Annotated in this window: 15 protein-coding genes; 8 read left to right on the top strand and 7 right to left on the bottom strand. The window is 70.6% G+C overall.

Going from position 1 to position 20734, the window contains the following annotated elements; all coding sequences use genetic code 11:
• Window positions 1-2: 2 nt before the first annotated feature.
• The 5 genes from OIE67_RS03305 to OIE67_RS03285 are packed head-to-tail and all read right to left on the bottom strand — an operon-like array spanning window position 3 to window position 5405.
• Complete coding sequence (locus OIE67_RS03305; protein ID WP_326636510.1) at window positions 3-809, bottom strand: amidohydrolase family protein; 807 nt, start codon at window positions 807-809, stop codon at window positions 3-5.
• Entirely contained in the window at window positions 806-1543 is a 738-nt protein-coding gene (locus OIE67_RS03300; RefSeq protein WP_326636508.1) for an amidohydrolase family protein, read from the bottom strand. The genes OIE67_RS03305 and OIE67_RS03300 overlap by 4 nt, the downstream gene beginning before the upstream one ends.
• Window positions 1533-3122, bottom strand: coding sequence for a heparinase II/III domain-containing protein (locus OIE67_RS03295; protein WP_326636506.1), 1590 nt, complete (start codon window positions 3120-3122; stop codon window positions 1533-1535). The genes OIE67_RS03300 and OIE67_RS03295 overlap by 11 nt, the downstream gene beginning before the upstream one ends.
• On the bottom strand, window positions 3119-4123 hold the full coding sequence (locus tag OIE67_RS03290; protein WP_326636504.1) for a Gfo/Idh/MocA family protein: 1005 nt from the start codon (window positions 4121-4123) through the stop codon (window positions 3119-3121). Before OIE67_RS03290 ends, OIE67_RS03295 begins: the two co-directional genes overlap by 4 nt.
• Entirely contained in the window at window positions 4116-5405 is a 1290-nt protein-coding gene (locus OIE67_RS03285) for an ABC transporter substrate-binding protein (protein ID WP_326636502.1), read from the bottom strand. The genes OIE67_RS03290 and OIE67_RS03285 overlap by 8 nt, the downstream gene beginning before the upstream one ends.
• A gap of 200 nt (window positions 5406-5605) precedes the next feature.
• On the opposite strand from OIE67_RS03285, the gene OIE67_RS03280 reads away from it, so the two are divergent.
• The 3 genes from OIE67_RS03280 to OIE67_RS03270 are packed head-to-tail and all read left to right on the top strand — an operon-like array spanning window position 5606 to window position 8906.
• Window positions 5606-6493 carry a carbohydrate ABC transporter permease gene (locus OIE67_RS03280; RefSeq protein ID WP_326636500.1) on the top strand — a complete coding sequence of 296 codons (888 nt, stop codon included), beginning with the start codon at window positions 5606-5608 and terminating at the stop codon, window positions 6491-6493.
• Window positions 6490-7323 carry a carbohydrate ABC transporter permease gene (locus tag OIE67_RS03275; RefSeq protein WP_326636499.1) on the top strand — a complete coding sequence of 278 codons (834 nt, stop codon included), beginning with the start codon at window positions 6490-6492 and terminating at the stop codon, window positions 7321-7323. The genes OIE67_RS03280 and OIE67_RS03275 overlap by 4 nt, the downstream gene beginning before the upstream one ends.
• A gap of 32 nt (window positions 7324-7355) precedes the next feature.
• Window positions 7356-8906 (top strand): hypothetical protein, encoded by a 1551-nt coding sequence (locus OIE67_RS03270; RefSeq protein WP_326636498.1) that lies wholly within the window; start codon window positions 7356-7358, stop codon window positions 8904-8906.
• 85 nt (window positions 8907-8991) lie between these two features.
• Here the strand turns inward: OIE67_RS03270 and OIE67_RS03265 are convergent, their stop codons facing one another.
• Both OIE67_RS03265 and OIE67_RS03260 read right to left on the bottom strand, forming a co-directional pair.
• On the bottom strand, window positions 8992-9342 hold the full coding sequence (locus OIE67_RS03265; RefSeq protein WP_326636497.1) for a hypothetical protein: 351 nt from the start codon (window positions 9340-9342) through the stop codon (window positions 8992-8994).
• A 12-nt stretch (window positions 9343-9354) separates the two neighbouring features.
• Window positions 9355-10272 (bottom strand): LysR family transcriptional regulator, encoded by a 918-nt coding sequence (locus OIE67_RS03260; RefSeq protein ID WP_326636496.1) that lies wholly within the window; start codon window positions 10270-10272, stop codon window positions 9355-9357.
• 252 nt (window positions 10273-10524) lie between these two features.
• On the opposite strand from OIE67_RS03260, the gene OIE67_RS03255 reads away from it, so the two are divergent.
• From OIE67_RS03255 to OIE67_RS03235, 5 genes are all read left to right on the top strand, one after another.
• A complete protein-coding gene (locus tag OIE67_RS03255) occupies window positions 10525-11955 on the top strand; it encodes an MFS transporter (protein ID WP_326636494.1) in 1431 nt (476 codons plus the stop codon).
• 479 nt (window positions 11956-12434) lie between these two features.
• Window positions 12435-13967, top strand: a complete 1533-nt coding sequence (locus OIE67_RS03250; protein WP_326636492.1) for a TIGR02677 family protein — start codon at window positions 12435-12437, stop codon at window positions 13965-13967.
• On the top strand, window positions 13964-15115 hold the full coding sequence (locus OIE67_RS03245; RefSeq protein WP_326636490.1) for a TIGR02678 family protein: 1152 nt from the start codon (window positions 13964-13966) through the stop codon (window positions 15113-15115). Before OIE67_RS03250 ends, OIE67_RS03245 begins: the two co-directional genes overlap by 4 nt.
• The gene (locus tag OIE67_RS03240) at window positions 15115-19242 is read left to right on the top strand and encodes a TIGR02680 family protein (protein WP_326636488.1); all 4128 of its coding nucleotides are present in this window, start codon (window positions 15115-15117) and stop codon (window positions 19240-19242) included. The genes OIE67_RS03245 and OIE67_RS03240 overlap by 1 nt, the downstream gene beginning before the upstream one ends.
• The gene (locus tag OIE67_RS03235; RefSeq protein ID WP_326636486.1) at window positions 19239-20528 is read left to right on the top strand and encodes a TIGR02679 family protein; all 1290 of its coding nucleotides are present in this window, start codon (window positions 19239-19241) and stop codon (window positions 20526-20528) included. The genes OIE67_RS03240 and OIE67_RS03235 overlap by 4 nt, the downstream gene beginning before the upstream one ends.
• The last annotated feature ends 206 nt before the right edge of the window (window positions 20529-20734 follow it).

Below are 20734 nucleotides of genomic sequence, written 5' to 3'. Positions count from 1 at the left end.
GATCACCCCACTCCCGAACGCCATCGAAGCAGGCGGCTCATCGTCCCGCCGAGCACCGCCGCGCGGTCCTGCTCGGCAAGGTCACTGAAGATTACCCGGCCGAGCGACATCCGGAGATCGATGAACGGGAAGTCGGACCCGTACACCACCCGGTCCGCACCCACCTCGCGCACCATTCTGGAGATGTCCGCGCCGCTGTTGAAGGAGCCGCAGACCTCCAGTATCACCCCGGGGCGCCGGAGCGCGACCTCGATCGCGTGCTCGAAGCCGAGCGGGGTGGCCCCGGCATGTCCCGCGAGGATCCGCACGCCGGGGTGGTCGGCCGCCACCTGGTCCACCATGGGCAGGTCGTTGTACGCAGAGCCGTCGTAGGTGTGGGTGAGGACGGGGCAGCCGTTCCGCTGGGCGAACTCCCACACCGGGGCGTAGCGCGGGCCGGTGAGCGGGTAGTCGTGCAGGTCGGGGTGGAGCTTGATGCCGCCGAAGCGCTCGTCGCCGCCCCACTTCTCCAGCTCCCCCACCGGGTCCTGCCAGGGGTTGACGGTCAGGTAGCCGGTGAAGCGGTCCGGCGCGAGGTCCACCGCCGCGGCGGTGGCGGCGTTGCCGGCGGCGGCGTCGAGCTGGATCGCCAGGTGACTGGAGATGACGGCGTGCGAGACGCCGCACCGGTCCATGACCCCGACCATCGCCTCCGGTCCCGCGTCGGGGATGAAGAACAGGCTGTACGGGCCGGCGTGCGCGTGCGCGTCGACGATCCGGACCTCGGTCTGTGGGCGCCGCTTCCGCAGCGCGGACACGAGCGGGTTCACGTGGCCTCCGCCTTCAGCAGTCCCAGCAGCGTGCCGGAGCCGATGGCGGCGACGGCGTCGTCGTCGAGTTCGGCCCAGAGCAGCCGGGTCACGGCCTCGGCCGGGTCGCGCAGCGGGGCGCCGGTGCCGAAGAGGAGGCGGTGCGCGCCGTACCGCTCGGCGAGCCATTCGAGCCCGCGGTGCGAGGACAGGTTGGCCAGCCCGAGGTGGACGTTGCCGGTGCGGGACAACACGCCGGCCGCCTGCCTGAGCACGCGGTAGCCGAGCGAGCCGACGACGATCGGCAGGCCCGGGTGTGCGGCCGCGACCGCCTCCACGGCGGTCCAGCCGATCTGTGGCGCGTCCACCAGCAGCGGCAACCCGGCCTCGGCGATCGCCGCGAGCATCGGCGCCGCATCCTTGCCCGCCAGGTCGTAGCCGTGGTCGGCGGGGTAGGCGCGGACGGCGCGGACCCCGCCGTCGAGGGCGGCGGCGACGAACCGGGCGGGCGTGCCCGTCTCCCCGCAGGTGTCGGGGAGCATCACCCAGCAAGGGTGGAGCCTGGGCTCGGCCGCGACCAGGCCGAGCAGCTCCCTGTTGCCCGTTCCGGGGTCGTGCAGCCACGACAGCGTGTGGCTCACCACGGCCTCGGCGATGCCGAAGCGGTCCATCACCGCCAGTGCCCGCGTGACCGTGCCCGGGCCGGCGTCCCTTCGGGGGTGGCGGCCGAGCATGGCGTCGGCGTCAATGAGCATGGACCGTCCAACTGTCAGGGATGGTGGGCGGCTCGTCGCGGTAGGGGAACACGCCCACCGTGAAGCGGCCGTCGCGACGGCGTAGGCCGAGCGAGTGGATCTCGCCGTACTCGGCCGTCCGGGTCGCCGGGTCGGGGATCCTGGCGGGACCGCTCCCGTACAGGATCTCGTCGGGCGGTTCGAAGGGGACGACGAGGATTCCGGGCCCCCGCCCGCCGTGGTGGCCGCCGGAGCCGGGTGTCCATGGCGACAACCCGTGGATCTGCCAGATCGCGTCGGCGTCAATCCGGTCGGTGATCACCAGATAGGGCGACGGGGTCTTGACGAAGCGCAGCTCGCGGTCGTGGCGGACGCCGAAGCCGTGGTGGTGCCCGGCGAAGACGTCCGCCTCCGGCATGACGGAGTAGACGTCGCAGGCCGCACGACGGTCCTCGGTGTACTCCTGGCCCGGCACCAGCAGGGTGTTGTGGGCCCTGGTCGCCTGGTACCAGTCGTGGTAGCCGGGGTCGTCGTAGGACGGCGGGCCGCCGCCCTCCCAGGCCAGCGGCACACCCCAGCCGGACAACACGAAGTCGAGCGCGGCGTGGTGGCTGTGCGGCTCCAGTTCGTGGCCGACGTACGGGCCGTAGTTGATCACGGTGTGGAAGTGGTCGTGCCGGAAGGTCGCGTAGCCGCTGGCCGCCAGGTTGTGCGAGCCCTCGGCCGGCCGGTCGCCGTCGAGCCAGACGACGCCGCTGTCCTGGAGGTGCGGCACCCAGCCGGCGGGTGTCGACAGGATCGTCAGCCAGCGGCGCATGGCCCGGTAGCGGGGGTGCGCGTCGAGCCCGGGCTCGACGGCCGCGGCCCGGGCGAGCCCTTCGAGGCACATGCCGTGGTAGCCGGGCGAGCGCTCGTGGTGACCGCCGTCAGCCCGTACGTCGTGTTCGAGGTGCTCCAGGACGCGGGCCGTCGCGACGGCGGCCCAGCCCGCCGATTCGGGCAGGTCGGCGAAGATCCTCGCGGTGTGCAGCAACTCGCAGGCGGTGGCGAACTGCCAGTTGCCGTGCCGGAACGCGTCGTGCTCCTCGGCGGCCCAGCGGGCGCCGCCGAGGACAGTCTTCATCATCCGCGACCAGCACCCGTCGGTGAGCGCGGGCTCGTCGGCGAGGACGGCCAGGGCCTCGGTGACGTACATGGCGCGGGCCCGGACTCCGAGCGAGTACCAGATGACGTCGAGGCCCGGCCAGTCGCCCCGGACCTGGTCACGGCCGTCGTACCACTGGCGGAAGAGGCGGTCCCACCCGGCGGCGTAGCGCGGGTCGCGGGTCTCGGCGTAGGCCGTGACCAGCGGGCTCATCCAGCGCAGGTAGTGGAAGCCGTACAGCCGGGAGCGGCCGTGGCCCCGGTCGAGGAAGTCGACCTCGGCACCGAGGAGTTCGTCCGCCCCGGCGGCGGGGAGCGCGGCGGGCGCGGGCCGGGGCCGCCGCCGGCGCCTGGCCTCGGCGACGCTCGCCGCGCCCAGCGTCGCGAGCAGCGCCTCGTCGCTGATGTGCCGCATCCGCGCGAGATCGACGTGCGGCGGTTTCTCCACGTAGGTCATGTCGTCGCCCCTTCCGGCCGCACCGGAAGCCCCGTACGGGCCGACTCGTGCGCGGCGGCGAGCACGGCGGTCACGTGCCGTGAGCTCTCCACGCTGACGAGGGGCTTGGTGCCGGTACGGGCGCAGTCGACGAAGTGGTGGATGGCGTCGCGGTAGGCGCCCGCGGGCACGCCGTGCACCACCCGTTGCAGCATGTTCCTCGGGTAGGAGTAGCCCTGTTCGGTGGCGAGCTGGATGTTCTCCTTCTGCCGGTCGAGCTGGATGACGCCCGACTCCCCCACCACGGTGACGTAGCTGTCGACCATGGTCGGGAAGGTGCCGGGATAGATCCAGGCCGACTCGAACGTGGCCACCGCGCCGCCCGCGAACCTGGCCTGGATCTGCATGGCGTCGGGGGTCTCGATGCCGAGCCCGCGCAGCTTGCCGTAGCGGGCGGTGGCGAAGACCTCGACGACGCGGTCGTCGTACAGCCAGGTGACCAGGTCGATGTCGTGACTGGACAGGAACCACGCGCAGGTGGTGCGGTTGGCCCAGCCGATCATCTCGGTGGGGACGTGGATGGTGTCGTCCTTGCGGGCGTAGCCCACGACGGGCTCGCCGATGAGCGGCATCTGCTCCTTGGCCTGCGCGTAGGCGGGCACCCAGCGGTGGTTGAACAGGCACATCGCGGTCACGCCCGCCTGCCGGATCGCGGCGACGGAGCGGTCGGCGTCCTCGACCGTCGTGGTGAACGGCTTCTCGACCAGGATGTGCACGCCCGCCTCGGCCGCGGCCACCATCACGTCGGCGTGCAGGTGGTCGGGCGTGGTGACGGAGACGGCGTCGACCGTGCCGGAGGCGAGCAGTTCCCGGTAGCCGGGGAAGAGCGCCGCCCGCGGGGCCTGGTCCAGGGGGCGGCGGGCGACCGCGGTGATCTCGGCGTGCGGGTGGGCGGCCAGGACCTCGGCGTGACCGCGACCCATGATCCCGGCCCCGACGATTCCGATTCTGAGCTTAGGCAAGGGCGTCGTTCCATTGCTTCTCGGCGGCTTGGAGTGCCTCTTCGGCGGTCTTGGAGCCCTGGAGGAAGGCTCTCAGCTCCTCGGCCAGCGACTCCGACAGCTCCATGTCCTTCTGGGTGCCGAGCGGGGTGTACTCCAGCTTCGGCAGCCCCTTCACGATGACGCGGCGGGCCATGTCCATCGGATCGCCGCCGCCGTGCGTGGTGAAGAAGGGGTCCTTGGTCGAGGAGATCGTCGAGGGGTAGATCGGCACCAGCTTGCAGAAGGCGAGCTGGTTGGCGCCGTTGGTGAAGAACTTGATGAACTCGGCCGCGGCCCGCTGGTGCGCCGAGGCCTTGGGGATGGCGAAGGTCTGCTGGGCGAGCAGCAGGTAGCCGCCGGTCTTGGTCTGCACGGGCTCGGTGACCACGAGGTCGTCGTAGACGTCGGGCGCGTTCTTCTGGATGTTGAGCAGCGTGGCGGCGAGCGTGCTCGCGGACAGGGCGAGCTGGCCGTTCTCCAGGCTCTGTGGGAAGTTGCGCACGTCCTTGGAGACCGCGCCGGGCGCGATGCCGTGCCTGTCGTAGCTCTTCTTGAAGGTGCCGAGCAGCTCGGCGACCTCGGGGGTGTTGAAGGCGGCCTTCTTCTTGTCGGCCGACAGCAGCTCGACCCCGTAGTAGCGGAGGACGGAGGCGGCGTTGAGGCCGGGGATGTCGTTGGTGCCGTAGACCTTCGTCTCCGCGTAGACCTTGTCCGCCAGGGCCAGGGCCTCGTCGAACGACTTCGGCGGGGCCTGCTCGTCGAAGCCGGCCTTGGTGACGACGGATTTGCGGTAGATGCCCACCGGGGTGCCGCCGTTGTACCAGGGCACGGCGTAGAGCTTGCCGTCCACGCGCAGCGGCTCGACCAGGTTCGGCTGGAAGTCGGCCAGGTCAGCGGGCTTGATCAGGGCGTCGAGCGGGGCCAGCGACGGGACGAACCTGCCGAGATCGCTGGAGGCGAGGTTGACGGTGTCGGGGACGTCGCCGCTGGCGACCGCGGCGAGCAGCTTGGTCGCCATGTCCTGGCCGGGCACGTCGACCCACTTGACGGTGACCTTGGGGTGCTCCTTCTGGTACTGGGCGATCAGGCCGTCGATGTAGGAGCCGTAGTTCTTCTTCAGGTTGATCGTCCAGAACTCGACCTCGCCCTCGAAGGGCTGGTCGTCGGCCGTTCCGGCGGTGCCGCCGGACGTGCCGGCGACGCAGCCGGACGTCAGGAGCGCCAGGGCGAGCGCTCCTGACGTCAAGGCACCTGTTCTCATCACCGTTGGACCTCCTGGCGCTTATGGCCGTCCTTAATTCTTCTTTCGGCACGATGGCAGGATGCAGCTCGCTCCGTCAAGCCTCCGCCTACGTGGACCTTGACGCGTTTCATCGGCCGTTTATAGGCTCCGTCCAAATTCTGGCCAGTTTTTATGCGAACTTCGGCCAGCACGATTAGGTTTTGAGGGATGTGATGCCGATGGCCATCAGCCGGATCCCCGGACAGCGCTGGTACACGCCGTACCTCTTTCCGATCCCGGCCCTCATGCTGTTCGGCGTCTTCTTCGCCTGGCCGGCGATCACCGCGCTGCAACTCTCCTTCACCGACTACGACGGGGTGAGCCCGCCCGTCTTCACCGGCGTGGACAACTTCGTCAAGATCCTCGGCGACACCCGTTTCTGGACGGCGCTGGGCAACTCCCTGCTGTTCCTGCTCGGGCTGTTCCCGCTGCTGGTCGTGCTGCCGCTGCCGCTGGCCACGCTGATCAACCAGAAGCTGCCGGGAATCAGGACGTTCCGGATGCTCTACTACCTGCCCGTCGTGACCTCGATGGTCGCGGTGGCGGTGGCCTGGAACTACGTCTTCCACCAGCAGGGCGTCCTCAATTGGCTGCTCACCGGCTTCGGGCTGCTCGACGAGCCCGTCCAGTTCCTCCTCGACCCCGCCTGGGCGCTGCCCGCGCTCATCCTGGTGGAGGGCTGGAAGAGCATGGGCGTCTACATGATGATCTACCTCGCCGGTCTTCAGACCATCCCCGCCAACCTGTACGAGGCCGCGCGGGTCGACGGCGCGGGCGCCTGGCGGCGCATGCGCAGCATCACGGTCCCGCTGATGATGCCCTACGTCGCGGTCGCGATCACGATGGCCATGCTCGACGCCATGCAGGCGTTCACCACGGTGTTCGTCATGACGAAGGGCGGGCCGCAGGACGCCACGCTCATGCTCGGCTACTACATCTGGTCCGAGGCGTTCGAGAAGTACGACATGGGCTACGCCAGTGCCGTCGGGCTCGTCCTGTGGGTGCTGCTGATCGTCATGGCCCTGCTCAACTATCGGCTCACCGGCGGAAAGCAGGCGGAGCGTTGATCCACAGGCTCGGCTTCCACGCGCGGCGCGCGGGCATGTACGTGTTGCTCGTCGCGATCGCCCTGATCTTCGTCGGCCCCTTCCTCATCCTGCTGTCGGCCGGACTCAAGCCGGCCGGACAGGCCGTCTTCTCCTTCCCGCCCGACGTCGTCCCCCGGCCGCCCGTGCTCACCTGGGCCGAGGAGGCGTGGACGGCCATCCCGTTCCTGCGCTACCTGCTCAACTCCGTGCTCCTGGTCGGCGTGACCGTGCCGCTGTACATCCTGGTGTCGGCACTGTGCGCCTATCCCCTCGCGCAGTTGCGCTTCCGGGGCCGGAGCCTGATCTTCTTCGCGATCCTGGCCACGATGTTCATGCCGGGCGAGGTCATGTTGCTCCCCCGGTTCCTGGTGGTCTCCCAGATCGGGATGGCCGACAGCTACCTGGGCGTGATCCTGCCCGGGGTGCTCTCCGCCTTCGGGATCTTCCTGCTTCGCCAGACCTTCGCCGGGATACCGCGCGAGGTGGTGGACGCCGCCAGGACGGACGGCTGCCACGAACTGCGCATCTTCTGGCACATCATGCTGCCCGCCGCCCGGCCCACCCTGGCCATCCTCGGCGTCTTCGGCTTCATCTCGGTCTGGAACAGCTTCATCTGGCCCATGGTCGTGCTGAAGGACTCCTCGCTCTACCCCATCGCGCTCGGCATCGCCTATCTCGCGGGCATCACGGGCACCGACGTCCGCAGCCTCGCCGCCGGCACCGTGATCTCGATCCTGCCGGTCATCGTCTTCTTCATGCTCATGCAACGCCACGTCCTCGAAGGCATGCGCGGCGCCGTCAAAGGCTGACGCCGCGTCCCACCCCCTCGGAAGGCACTCCCATGCACCTGTCCCGCAGACAGTTCACCACCGGCGCCCTGGCCGTGGGCGCCCTGGCGCCCTTCGCCGGCGCGCTCGCCGGAACCGCCCGCGCCGCGGCCGGATACGACTACACGGCGCGCGAGACGTTCGACCTGTTCGACCGGACCTTCCACGAGAGCGGCGTCGTCGGACAGCCGGGCGACACCAACGAGGCGGGCGGGCTCGCCTGGGGCCAGTCGTACATTCTGGCCGGGTTCATCCGCATGTACGAGGCCTACCGCGACACCCACTATCTGGACCGGCTGATCACCAACATCGACCTGGTGCTGGCCGGTCGCGACTCGGCGCGCGGGGTGACGGACTATCGCGGTCGCTCGCTGCCGGCCTGGCGGGCCAGGGCGCCGTACACCGCCGGGTCCGTCACGCTGAAGGGCACGGACGGCACCCCACTGCTGGAGGTGCGCACCTCGCTCACCTACGCCGACGACGCGGTCGCCACCGTCACCGCGGGCGCTTCCGAGGGCCGCTTCACCCTGGAGGTCAGGAACAACCGGACCAACCTGGTCGCCACCTTCCCCGACCTGTCGATGGACCCGGCGGCGGCGGACTACGCGGTGCGCCGGATCCTGGACGCCTTCCCGACACCGACGCGGGTGACGGCCAAGGACCTACGGGACTCACCGTCCGGCGGCGCGGTGCCCGCGCCAGGAACGAGCCCGTTCGTCTCGCAGCCGGTCGTCTTCACCGTGCACACCGGGATGATCAGCTACCCGATGGCGTCGTTCGCCAAGATCGTCCTGCGTGACCCCCGGCTGGCGGCCGTCGCGAAGTACCGGCACAAGGCGGTCGAATACCTGAAGGCGGCGCGGGACGCGGCGGCTGTGCACGACGACGAGTGGCGCCAGACCGACGACGGGTACGGCTATTTCATCTGGAACAAGGGCACTCCGCTCGGCTACGACGGCACCGAGCAACCCACCAACCAGAGCCTGGCACTGGGCCAGACCTACGCCGAACTGGCGGCGGCCACGGGCGACCCGTTCTACCGGAACCGGACCCGGCTGATGGCCAGGATGTTCGCCCGCGAGCTCACGGTGGACGCCGACGACGCCTACACGTGGTCGTACTGGCCCGCGTTCGGCAGGACGTACCACGGCTTCGCCAAGACCGACGGCGCCTCCGAGTACACCCCGTCCAGCAATCCGGTGCGCAGCATCGAGGACCTCAGCCACGGCGCGATCGACGTCGAGTTCGCCGCCGCCGCGTTCCGCAACAACCTGTTCTTCACGGGCCGGGACATGGCCAGGTTCGCGCGCACGTACAGCAAGAACCTCATCGCCCCGGCCGGCGCCGACGGACTCCCGACCGCCAATGTGCGCGTCGACGGGACGGGCGGCGGCACCAGCCCCGGGCAGTACCTCCAGGCGCCCCGCTGGATGGCGGTCGCGCAGTGGGACGACGCGGTGTTCACCCACTCCCGCTCGATCTACGACGCCCGCGCCGTCGAACCGCAGTCCGGTTCCTACCTGAGCTCCGTCGCCTACCTCAACTGGCATGCCCGGCGTCGCTAGCGGCCGGGACGCCGCCGGCCACCGTGGTGCGGATCCACGCCGTCTTCGCCTCGGTGGCCGAGCGGGCCATGTGTCACCTCATACGTCACGCCGCGATCCCCGGCGGCAGGACGACGTGGAGGAGCCGCCGGATTCTGTCCAGGTCGACGTCGGCCGCCAGCCGGCCCTCCTCTGGCGACTCGTCCACGAGTGGTTCGACCCCGAACAGCAGGTTGATCGAAATGAGTGGTTGACGCCTGATTCGTAAGCTCGTCGTCGCTTGCCGGTGCAAGTCCGGTCCGCGTGGCCTGTGGGTGCCGAATATTGTGTCACAGGGTTTGATCTGGGGTTTTGCGGTGTTGGATGGGCTGATCTCCGGCAGGATGGCTCTGCGGATGCTGTACGTGATCGTCTTACGGGCATTCGGCTGGATCGCGCTGTTCGGCGTGCGCGGCACGTTGCGGAGTGGTCAGCGAGTGGCCATGGCGGCTGGTCCTCCGCGATCATCAAGGAATCGGACGGTGGCCTCAACGAAGGCCCGGACCCTGCTGGTCTCGCCGTTCGTGCGCCACACCAGTCCGAATTCGAAGGGGGGCGTGTCGGGCATCGGAATGAACGCGACATCCGTCCTGGGGTGGTAGCGGATGTTATGCGCTGCCACGGTGCAGATGCCCTTGCCGGCGGCGATCAGCGTCATCAGTTCCTGGAAAGTCCGCACCGCCGGCCCGCGATCGATCGGCCGGCCGCTGGGTGTTGCCCAAGGCTGGTAGCTGTCCAGCCACTGTTTGGGTGGTGACCCGGCAGGGCGGAGCATGCGGTCGGTGGTGAGATCTTCGAGCGAGGCGGTGCTGTTGCGGGCCAGTGGATGTTGCGCTGAAACCGCGAGCACGCGCGGCTCCACGATGACGACCGGTCCGGTCGTGATGCCCGGCTCCGTCACGGGGAGCTGGGTGAGGAGCAGATCGAGCTCATTGTCCCGCAGCGGCCGGCAGGGGTCGGCGACTTCGGTCGCATGGAGCTGGATCTCCAGGTCTGGGTGGGTGGATCGTAGAGTGTCGAGGATGTCGAGAAGGACCCGGCCGGCAAGCGGGCCCAGGAATCCAACCGTGAGGACGCCGTTGATGCCGCGGCCGGCTGCCTGTGCCCGCGCGATGCTGTCGAGGACCGACTGGTGGGCCGGACCAAGATCGGCCAGGAGCCTCTGGCCGATCGGTGTCAGGCTCACCCGGCGGGTGGTCCGGTCGAACAACAACGCGCCGACCCGCCGCTCCAACTTCTTGATCATCTGACTGACCCGGGCCTGGGACAGGCCAAGCCGATTCGCGGCCCGGCCAAAGTGCAATTCGTCCGCGACCGCCAGGAATGCCTCGATCTCCTGCCAGTCCATGACGCCTCGATTCATTACTCCAGCTTATTGATTGTGTCAGTTTTCACGGCTGCACATCGCCGCCGACGACTGGAGAGTGAGGGGGCGGCCGGTGGCCGGCCCAAAAGCGCGGCCGTGGCGCCACGACGGCGGAGCGAAGGAGTCTCGCGCGATGAGCAGGGTGATGCTGGATGAGCGAATGTCGCCGGACGAGTTCCGGGTCCGGCCTAACGCCCAGAAGCGGGAAGACAAGGATGTCTCGGAGGCATCGAAGTGACGACGCCACCGGCCCTGGGGATCACGGCGCCGGTCCGCCTGGACACACCGGCCGGGCGGTGGGTGCTGGTCGTCACCGCCGTCGGCTCCGGGCTGGTGCTGCTTGAGGCGACGGTGGTCAATGTGGCCTTGCCGGCACTCGGCCGGAGCCTGGACGCGTCGATGGCAGGGCTGCAGTGGACGGTCAATGCGTTCACACTCACCCTGTCCGCGCTGATCCTCTTGGGTGGCGGCTTGGGCGACCGTTTCGGTCGCCGGCGCGTGTACCTGGTGGGGGTGGTGTGGTTCGCCGTCGCGTCCCTGCTGTGCGGCGTGGCACCGAGCCTGGAGTGGTTGATCGCCGGTCGCGCCTTGCAAGGCATCGGTGGCGCCCTGGTCGTGCCGGGCTCGCTCGCCCTCATCCAATCCTCGTTCCACCCCGATGATCGAGCGCGAGCGATCGGATGGTGGTCGGGAATGAGCGGGATGGCCGGTGCTGCTGGGCCGCTACTCGGGGGAGCGCTGGTGGACGCGGCCGGGTGGCAATGGGTGTTTTTGATCAACGTGCCGGTCGCCGTGTCCCTCGCGCTGCTGCTGGTCGCTCATGTGCCGGAAAGACGTCACGGCAAGCTATCCGGCCGGTTCGACGTGGCCGGGGCGGCGCTGGCGGCGCTCGGCCTGGGCGCGATGACCTACGCGCTGATCCAAGCTCCCTATGATCCGGGCGCGGCAACCGTTGCCGCCTTTCTCGGGCTGATGGCCATGCTGGTCTTCGTGTGGGCCGAGCGGCATAGCCGCACGCCCATGCTGCCGCTCGGACTCTTCGCCTCACGTCCGTTCAGCGTCGCCAACCTCGCAAGCTTCTTCCTGTACGGCGGGCTCGCCGGTCTGTTCTTCCTGCTGCCGATCCAACTACAGGTCACCTCCGGATACGGCACGCTGGCAACCGGATTGGCGCTGCTCCCCCTCACCGTGCTGACGCTCGTTCTGTCGGCCTGGGGCGGGGCTCTCACCACACGAACCGGCCCCCGCGTACCTGTCGCTGCGGGTGCCCTCATCTGCGGACTTGCGCTCCTGCTGGCAACCCGGATCGGCTCGGACGCCTCCTACCCGGTTGACGTGCTCCCAGTGGTCGCCCTGGTCGGAATCGGCATCCCGCTGATCACACCCCCCATCACCGCCACTGCGCTCAGCGCCGTCCCCGACGCGCGTGCCGGCACCGCCAGCGCCGTCAGCAACGGGGTCGCCAGAGCCGCCGGCCTCATCGTCGTCGCCGCCCTGCCGCTGCTGGTGGGGTTGCCGCAAGACGCTGCGACCAATCCGGCCGCCCTCGACCGGGGATTCGATGTCGGCATGCTGATCTGCGGGGGTCTGTTCATCCTCGGCGGCCTCATCGTCTGGTTCGGTGTCCCCCGTCCAGCTGACGTCCCCGCCGAGCCGATACGTTGAGGCTCTCCCCCGGAGTGAGGACACCAGGGTATCGCCCACACCTGCCATTGAGCAGGGGATCGCTTGTCGCGGACCCTGGGCCAACGCCGACCCGGCACCTCTCCATCAGCCCTAGTCGCACAGGCTGCGCCGTGAGTCGCCCCGCGGGATTCGAACCTGCGACCGTCGGATCAGAAGCAAGATCCTTTAGTGTCGCGGGGTGTCATTTGAGGCTGGTTCGTACCGCCTCCGCGCACATTGCGTGCCAGACGGTGCCGGGCCCCGACGGCGCGTGACGGGGCGCCCGAGCACGCATCGAGCACGCGGCCGTCACGCGTGTTGCCCCCGGAGCCATGCCCGAGCAGCGCCCTGAGGCCCTCTACCGTGGCCCGGACCACCAGACGTAGTGATGTGGCCGTGCGGAAAGACTCTGCTCATTCCTCGGGACTGTCCTGCCGACATTGACCACGGCATCCTCATTGGGCAGGGAAACTGTCGATATGGCTTTCCCGTCTCAGGAGCATCAGCCCTTCGCTCACCTGGGCGTGCCCAACGCGGCCTTCTACCGGGCGATCCTCCGCGCGTTCGCGCGAGCGAAGGAACGATTCATCGTGCACCTCCGGCCCGAGGACGTGGCGGCGGAGCTGCGGCGGGACAACGACGACGCGCTCGCACAGGCACTGGACAAGCTGCGGGAATGGGGCAACCTGCGCGCGGACGCCGACACCGGCAGGGTCACGAGCGTCGAAGACTTCCACCGCAAGCGGTACCTGTTCCAGCTCACGCATGCCGGGCAGGCAGCCGAGCAGGCGATCGCGTTCTACGAGGATGCCATCGGCAAACGCGGTGCGCTGCAGTCCGTGGCGCTGGGAGACATCGCCGAGCAGTTGCAGTCGCTGGCCGTTCTCGCTCGCGATGCGGATCCCGACCCTGCGCGCGTGCACCTGCTGCTGCTGTCCCTGTCCGATCGGTTCTCGTCCCTGGCCGACAACGCGCAGGCTTTCATGGCCTCGTTGCGGCGCGCGATCGACTTCTCCGACGGTGACGTGGCAGGGTTCATCGCCTACAAGGAACGGCTGATCGACTACATCAACCGTTTCATCGCCGACCTCGCCAACTCCGGCGCGCGCATCGCGACGCTCCTGGAAGAGCTGGAGAGATTCGACCATGATCGGCTGCTCCGGCTGGCCGCGGGCCGCGAGGCCGCCGACGCGGTGCCCGACCAGGAGGAGGCGGCCGAGGCGTACGTCAAGGCGGAGGAGGCGGCGTTCGCCTCCTGGTCCAATCGGTGGCGCGGTCTGCGGGACTGGTTCGTCTCCACGGGCGCCGATCGGCCGTCGCAGGCGCGGCTGCTGCGCCAGGCGGCGATCACGGCGATCAAGCAGCTCATCGACACGGTCGGGCTGCTGAACGAGCGGCGGTCCGGACGTTCCGACCGCAGCGCGGACTTCCGGGCGCTGGCGCGCTGGTTCGCCGAGGCTCCCGACGAGGCCGCGGCGCACCGGTTGTGGCGGGCGGCGTTCGGACTGACCCCGGCCCGGCATCTGACGGTGACGGCTGCGACGCTGGAGGAATGGCGCGAGGCCGAGGCAGGAGCCGCTTGGCGGGAGGCGCCGCCGATCAGGATCTCGCCGCAGCTGCGCCGTACCGGCTCCTATGAGCGGCGCGGCAGGCCGAACAAGGTGACCGACCGCTCCCAGGCCCGCATGCTGCTGGTCGAGCAGGCCGAGCGGGAGACGAGCGAGACGGCCGCGGCCCGCGCCGCCCTGCGGACCAGCGGCCCGGTCCTGCTGTCGGAGCTGGATAAGCTCGATCCGCGGGCCTTCGGGTTGTTCCTGGGGCTGCTGGGCGACGCGCTCGCGGCCCGCCGGCCGGGCGAGACGGAGGTGAAGACGATGAGCGCCGACGGCTCGATGGAGATCCGCCTGACGCTTGTTCCCGATGGTGGCGAAGTGGAAATCCATGCGGAGGACGGCGTGCTCACCGGCCCCGAGCACGTGATCGAGATCACCGATCTGACGGCCGCCCCATGACCGGGGACGAAGAGCAGGCCCAGCGGCGTGCCGCACTACGCGCGCTACTGGCCAGACCGCTGCTCACCGCCGAGCGTGATCCCGAGGCGCTGCTGCTGGTGCGCCGGCATGTGACCGAGCTGCGCGACTGGCTCGCGCGCGAGACCGGCTGGCGGCTCATGGTGGACTCGGGTACGGCGAGGCTGTTCAAGACCGTCCCTGACACCCGCGACGCGACTCACCCCGCGCGGGGAAAGGCGGGAGAGCCCTACGGCCGGCGCCGTTACGTGCTGTTCTGCCTGGCCCTGGCCACGCTCGAACGGGCGGACGCGCAGACCACGCTCGGCCGGCTGGCGGAGGAGGTGCTGTCGGCCGCGGCAGAGCCTGAGCTGGACTTCGTCTTCACCCTCGACAGCCGTGCCGAGCGGGCCGATCTGGTGGCCGTGGTGCGCACGTTGCTGGACTGGGGCGTGCTGCGCCGGGTCGCCGGCGATGAGGAGGCCTATCTGTCGGCGAGCGGTGACGTGCTGTACGACGTACGCAGGCAGGTACTGGCCGCGCTGCTGACCGGCGCGCGCGGCCCGTCCACGATCACGGCATCCTCGTTCGAGGAGCGGCTCGCCGAGCTGGTGGCCGAGCCGGTCGCCGACACCGACGACCTGCGCAACCAGGCCCTGCGCCGCAGGCTGACTCGCAAGCTGCTGGAGGACCCGGTGATCTATTTCGCCGACCTCGACGAAGCCGAGCGCGCCTACCTGGCCTCCCAGCGGCACGCCATCGTCCGCCGCCTGGAGGATGCCACCGGTCTGGTGGCCGAGGTACGAGCCGAGGGCATCGCCATGGTCGATCCCGACGACGAGCTGACCGATGTCCGCATGCCGGAGCAGTACACCGACGGCCACGTGACGCTGCTCGTGGCCGAACGGCTGGCCGTCCACGGCGAGCTGACGGTGGAGGAGCTGAGGTCCTTCGTCCGGCAGGCGGCCCGCGAGCACGTGTCCTTCTGGCGCAAGGGCGTGACCGAGCCGGGCGCCGAGAACGGCCTGCTCACCACGGCTTTGGCCAAGCTGACGGCGCTGCGGCTCGTGCACGCCACCGAGGACGCGGTCGTGGGGCTGCCGGCCATCGCCCGCTACGCGCTGACCGAACCCGTGATCAAAGGACAGTGATGCTGCCTTCCCCGACCTCCGAACGCTGGAAGCCGCTGCGCGCCGGGCTCGTCGACCTGTTCTATTACGACGTGGAGGAGTTCCACTTCCACGACGGCCGGCTGCTGCTGCGCGGCAACAACGGCACCGGCAAGTCCAAGGTGCTGGCCCTGACGCTGCCGTTCCTGCTCGACGGCGAGCTGGCGCCACATCGGGTCGAACCGGACGGCGACCGTCAGAAGCGCATGGAGTGGAACCTGCTGCTGGGCGGCAAGCACCCGCACTCCGAGCGGCTGGGTTATGCGTGGATGGAGTTCGGCCGGCGCACGGCGGACGGTTCGGAGGAGTTCCGTACGATCGGGTGCGGGTTGAAGGCGGTCAAGGACCGCGGCATCGTCCGGCACTGGTTCTTCCTCACCTCGCAGCGCATCGGCGCGGAGCTCCATCTGCTCTCCTCCACCGGCGTGGTGCTCACCAGGGAGAAGCTGCGCGAGGCCGTCGAGGGCCGCGGGATGGTGTACGACCGGGCGGCCGACTACCGCAGGGCCGTGGACGAGGCGCTTTTCGGCCTCGGCGAGCACCGCTACGAGGCCCTGGTGAACCTGCTCATCCAGTTGCGCCAGCCGCAGTTGTCCAAGAAGCCGGACGAGAAGCTGCTGTCCCGTGCCCTCACCGAGGCGCTGCCGCCGCTCAGTCCCGCGCTGATCGCCACGGTGGCCGAGGCGTTCCGCGGCCTCGACGAGGAGCGCGACGCCCTGCGCGGGCTGGAGGAGGCACGCGAGGCGGCGACGGGCTTTCTGGTCCACTACCGCCGGTACGCCGCCATCGCGGCCAAGCGCAAGGCCGCCGTACCGCGACTGGCGCACAGCCGTTACGAGCACCTGGGCCGCGACCTCGGCGAGGCCGAGGGTCGCCACACCGCGGCGGAGGCGGAGCTGGCGGCGGCCCAGCAGGTGCTGGCAGAACTGGAGGAGCAGCGAACCCTGCTGCAGGCACGCCGGGACGCACTCCGGGAGAGCCCCGAGATGCGTGACGCGGAGCGGCTCAAGCAACATGGCCAGGAGGCCAAGCGGCTGGCCGATCACGCCCGCCGCTGCGAGCAGGAACGCGACCGCCTCGCTGGCGAGGCACTGCGGCGCGAGCAGCGGGCCCGTACGGCCCGGGACAAGGCCGATGCGGCGGCACGCGACCTCGACCGGGTGAGTGAGCTGGCCGTGTCGGCCGCCCATGAGGCGCGGTGCGAGCCCGGGACCGCCGGTACGGAGGCGGATCATCTCCTTGCGGCCGACGGGCAGGAGCTGGCGCGGATCCGGCGTGCGGCCGAGGCGCTGGCGGAACGTCAGGAGCAGGCGATCGACGAGCTGGAGCGGCTCATCGACCGCGTGCGCCAGGCCCAGGAGCGGATGAGGTCCGCGCGCTCGGAGGTGGAGCGGCTGACCGCGGAGACACAGGCGGTCGCCCAGCGTGTCGCCGACGCGGAAGGGGCGGTGGGCGGAGCCGTCGCCGGGCTCGTCCAGAACTACATCCTCTACCTGGCCGGCCTCGTCGAGCTGCGGCTGGACGATCCCGATGAGCTGATCGCCGCGCTGCGGTCCTGGGCCGCCTCCACCGACGGCCCCAACCCTGCCGCGAACGCCGTGGGCGACGCGGCCAGAGCCGCCACCGACGCGCTCGGCCGGCTGGGCGCGGAGCTGGACTCCGAGATCCAGGAGGCAAGACGGGCCGCCGCGGACCTGTCCGGAGAGATCTCCCGCCTGGAGGCCGGCGGCCACGAGGCGCCGCCTCCGCCTCACACGCGCGACCCCGCCGCCCGCCTCGACCGTCCCGGCGCGCCCATGTGGAAGGTGGTGGACTTCGCCGACGCGGTAGCCGCCGATCATCGGGCCGGGCTGGAGGCCGCACTGGAGGCGGCCGGCATTCTGGATGCCTGGGTGACGCCGGACGGGACGCTGCTGGCCGCGGACGACACCGTCGTCGTCGCCGGCGAGCCGCCGTCCGGCCCGTCCTGCGCCGCCGTCCTGCGTCCGGCTGTCGACCGGGCGGATCCGCAGGCCGCGACGCTGGCCGACAGCGCCGTGGAGGCCGTGTTGTCCGGCATCGGGCTCGGACCGGGCGACAACGGCCGGACGTGGGTGGCGGTGGACGGCCGGTGGGCGAACGGCGTGCTCACCGGCTCCTGGCGCAAGAGCGAGGCACGCTACATCGGCGAGGGAGCCAGAGAGGCGACGCGGCGCACCCGGCTGGTGACCCTTCGCGGGGAGCTGGACCAGGTCAACCGGCGGATCGACGACCTGCGCGACCGGCTCGAGTCGCTCGCCGCCCGCCGGGAGAGGCTCGCCGCGGAACACCGCGGCCTGCCCCCGGATTCCGAGCTGCGGGAGGCGCACGTCAAGCGCGCCACCGCCTACGAACGGCGTGACGAGGTCAACGCCGCGCACGCCGCGGCGGACAAGGCGCTCCGCGAGCGGCAGGACGAGCTCCGGGACGCGGGGACGCGGGCCGGCGAGTTCGCCGCGGACGTCGGCCTGCCCGCGGAGCCCGCCGCGCTCGACGAGGTCAAGAGGGCGCTCAGCCGCTACCGGCTGGCCCTGGCGCAGCTGTGGCCCGCCGTACAGGCCTGGCGTGACGCATACGAGAGCGCCGCGGACGCCGAAGGGGAGCTCGGCAGGACGAAGGAGCAGCTCGACGGCGCCGCCGAACTGGCCGCCAAGGCAGGCGAGGAGGCGGGCGCCGCGGCCGAGGCGTACCGCACGCTGACCGAGACCGCGGGCGCCGCCGTCGAGGAGCTGTTCCGCCGACTCGACCAGGTGGAGCACGAGCTGCGCGAGCGCACCATCGCCGAACGCGCCACTCGCCTGCGCGAGCAGCAGGCCCTGCAGCAACGCGGCAAGGCCGAGGGCGAACGCGACAACCTGCGGGGGCAGATCGAGGAGGCGGCCACGGCCCGCGACGGCGCCGTGCGGGAGTTCCAGGCGTTCGCCGCCACTGGCCTGCTGAAAGTCGCACTGGCCGGCCTGGACGTGCCCGACACCGACGGCGAGTGGGCGGCGACACCCACCGTGCTCCTGGCCAGGACGGTCAACGCCGAGCTCGACGCCGTGGACGACGGCGACGGCCCATGGGACCGGGTGCAGAAGAAGGTCGCCGAGGAGCACAAGCTGCTGTCGGATGCCATGGCCAGGCACGGGCACTCGGTCGGGCTGACCCTGCGCGACGGAGTCATGATCGTCGACGTGATCTTCCAGGGGCGCGCCAGGGACATGCCCGAGCTGGCCGCGGCGCTGGCGGAGGAGACCGGGCAACGCGCGCAGCTCCTGTCGGCCAAGGAACGCGAGATTTTGGAGAACCACCTGCTCAACGAGGTCGCCGGCACGCTGCACGAGCTGATCGCAGCGGCGGAGTCAGAGGTCCGGGAGATGAACACCGAGCTGGAATCCCGCCCCACCTCCACCGGCATGCGGCTGCGCCTGATCTGGAGGACGGCCAGGAACGCCCCCGACGGGCTCGACCGGATCAGAGGCAAGCTCCGCCAGACCGTGGACGCCTGGTCCGCCGCGGACCGGGCCGCCGTCGGCGCTTTTCTGCAGGAGCGGATCGCCCGCGAGCACGCCGACAACCCGGCCGCGGGCTGGACCGAGGCGCTGACCCGGGCGCTGGACTACCGAGCCTGGCACGAGTTCGCCATCCAGCGACTCCAGGACGGCCAGTGGCGCGCCGCCACCGGTCCCGCCTCCGGCGGAGAACGGGTGCTGGCGGCGTCGGTTCCGCTGTTCGCCGCCGCCTCGGCCCACTACAAGTCCGCGGGCAACCCGCACGCGCCACGCCTGGTCGCGCTGGACGAGGCATTCGCCGGTGTGGACGACGACTCCCGGGCCAAGTGCCTGGGCCTGCTGGCCACGTTCGACATGGACGTGGTGATGACCAGCGAGCGCGAGTGGGGGTGCTACCCGCAGGTGCCCGGCCTGGCGATCTGCCAGCTCTCCCGCCGTGACGGCATCGACGCCGTGCTGGTGACGCCCTGGCGGTGGGACGGGCGCGAACGACGACGGGCGGAACGCCCCGCTCGTGGCGTGCCTGCGCCCTCCTCCGCACCCGCCGTACGGCAGGATGGCCTGTTCGGCATGGACGAGGGTGGCGCGGCCGGATGAGCGGCGGCGGCACGAACAGCTCCGAGGCAGGCGGCGGTGCGAGCGAGCGGCTGGGGCGGCTGCTGGGAGGCGACGAGACCGCCTGGCTGGTCGACCGGGCACGCCGCCGCCTGGAACAGGGCAAAGCGCTGACGGGAACGGTGACCCTCACGACGGCGACCCCAGCGCAGCGCCGCGCGGCCGAGGTGCTGCTCGGCCGCCGTGCGGGAGCCGGTTCCTCCCTGTCGGTCTCCTTGGACGAGGTGGATCGCATCCTGCGAGCGGGTGGCATCACCGCGGACGGGCTGCGCGAGGCCGTCATCCGGCTACGTGGCCCGATCCGGGACCTGACCGGGGAGAAGGCCGCGCAGGCAGCGGCTTGGGAACGGGCCTTCGCCAAGCTCGACGCCCTCGTCTCCGAACGGCCCGAACTGTGCGGGTGGCGATCGTGGCTGGAGTCCACCGGGCTGGTCAGAAGGCTCGCCACCACGGCCGGAGAAGCACGTATCCTGCTCGACCGGCTGAGCAGCGTACTGGAGCGGCTGCCGTCACCGGGCACGCGCCTCGGCCGGCTTGCCGCCGAGACCTGCGCGGACGCACACGCCCTGGACGAAGGACGCCCGCTGGCGACCCTCGCCCTGTCCGCGGCCCGCGCCCTGTCCGGCCTGCCGTACGCGGGCGAAGGCGGCGCGGACGCCCGCCGCTCGGCCTGGGCCGCGGTCGGCGTGCACCTCGACGACCTGTCCTCCTTCGTGCTCTGCCTGGGGCTGCCGGGTGACGACCACTCCCCCACCGGGCGCATGCTCACCGCCGCCAGGGCAGCGGGCGAGCCGTGCGTGCTGACCCTGCGCCAACTCCTCCGCCACGAGGCGCCGCTCCGCGCGAACCTGGTCAGAATCTGCGAGAACCCGGTCGTGGTCGCGGCGGCGGCCGACGAACTCGGCGCCTCCTGCCCACCCCTGGTATGCGGCGGCGGCCGGCCGTCGGCGGCCGTCTGGCGACTGCTGGACCTGCTCGCGGCCGGTGGCGCGACGTTCGCCTACCACGGGGACTTCGACTGGGGCGGGATCGCCATCGCCGCCGCGGTCCACGAGCGGGTCGGATTCCTGCCGTGGCGCTTCGACGCCGCCTCCTACCTAGCCGTGCCCTCGTCGGCTCCGCTCTCCGGGCATGTACGTCCCACCTCCTGGGATCCGGAGCTGTCCGTGGTGATGGAGCGACGGGATGTGCGGGTCGAGGAGGAGCTCGTACTCGCTGAGCTGATGGCCGACCTGGCCCCGAAGGGACGTCGCGAGCACTCTTTGTGATCATCGAGGTAGTGTCGACGCTCGGCCCTGTACCGCTTCAAAAGTCATCGCAGGGTGCTTGGCCTGCGGATCGCCAGGTGCCGGATCGCCGAGGACATGACCCGTCGGCGGCGCCGGTAGACGCCGGCCCGGCGTGGCCAGAAGCCACGCCGGGCACGGTTCGTCAGCAAGCTGAGCCGGACCGTGGTGAGCTGTCCCCCGCTTCT

Source organism: Nonomuraea fuscirosea (genome assembly GCF_035917475.1).
Taxonomy (GTDB): domain Bacteria; phylum Actinomycetota; class Actinomycetes; order Streptosporangiales; family Streptosporangiaceae; genus Nonomuraea; species Nonomuraea fuscirosea.
The sequence above is the reverse complement of the archived record's forward strand: the minus strand, read 5'-3'. Positions and strand labels throughout refer to the sequence as shown.

What these genes read in the sequence shown, in the direction of transcription:
- OIE67_RS03260 (WP_326636496.1), bottom strand. Translation starts at nt 10,272, where the DNA reads ATGGACTGGCAGGAGATCGAGGCATTCCTGGCGGTCGCGGACGAATTG.
- OIE67_RS03285 (WP_326636502.1), bottom strand. Translation starts at nt 5,405, where the DNA reads ATGAGAACAGGTGCCTTGACGTCAGGAGCGCTCGCCCTGGCGCTCCTG.
- OIE67_RS03295 (WP_326636506.1), bottom strand. Translation starts at nt 3,122, where the DNA reads ATGACCTACGTGGAGAAACCGCCGCACGTCGATCTCGCGCGGATGCGG.
- OIE67_RS03280 (WP_326636500.1), top strand. Translation starts at nt 5,606, where the DNA reads ATGGCCATCAGCCGGATCCCCGGACAGCGCTGGTACACGCCGTACCTC.
- OIE67_RS03250 (WP_326636492.1), top strand. Translation starts at nt 12,435, where the DNA reads ATGGCTTTCCCGTCTCAGGAGCATCAGCCCTTCGCTCACCTGGGCGTG.
- OIE67_RS03245 (WP_326636490.1), top strand. Translation starts at nt 13,964, where the DNA reads ATGACCGGGGACGAAGAGCAGGCCCAGCGGCGTGCCGCACTACGCGCG.
- OIE67_RS03235 (WP_326636486.1), top strand. Translation starts at nt 19,239, where the DNA reads ATGAGCGGCGGCGGCACGAACAGCTCCGAGGCAGGCGGCGGTGCGAGC.
- OIE67_RS03270 (WP_326636498.1), top strand. Translation starts at nt 7,356, where the DNA reads ATGCACCTGTCCCGCAGACAGTTCACCACCGGCGCCCTGGCCGTGGGC.
- OIE67_RS03300 (WP_326636508.1), bottom strand. Translation starts at nt 1,543, where the DNA reads ATGCTCATTGACGCCGACGCCATGCTCGGCCGCCACCCCCGAAGGGAC.
- OIE67_RS03240 (WP_326636488.1), top strand. Translation starts at nt 15,115, where the DNA reads ATGCTGCCTTCCCCGACCTCCGAACGCTGGAAGCCGCTGCGCGCCGGG.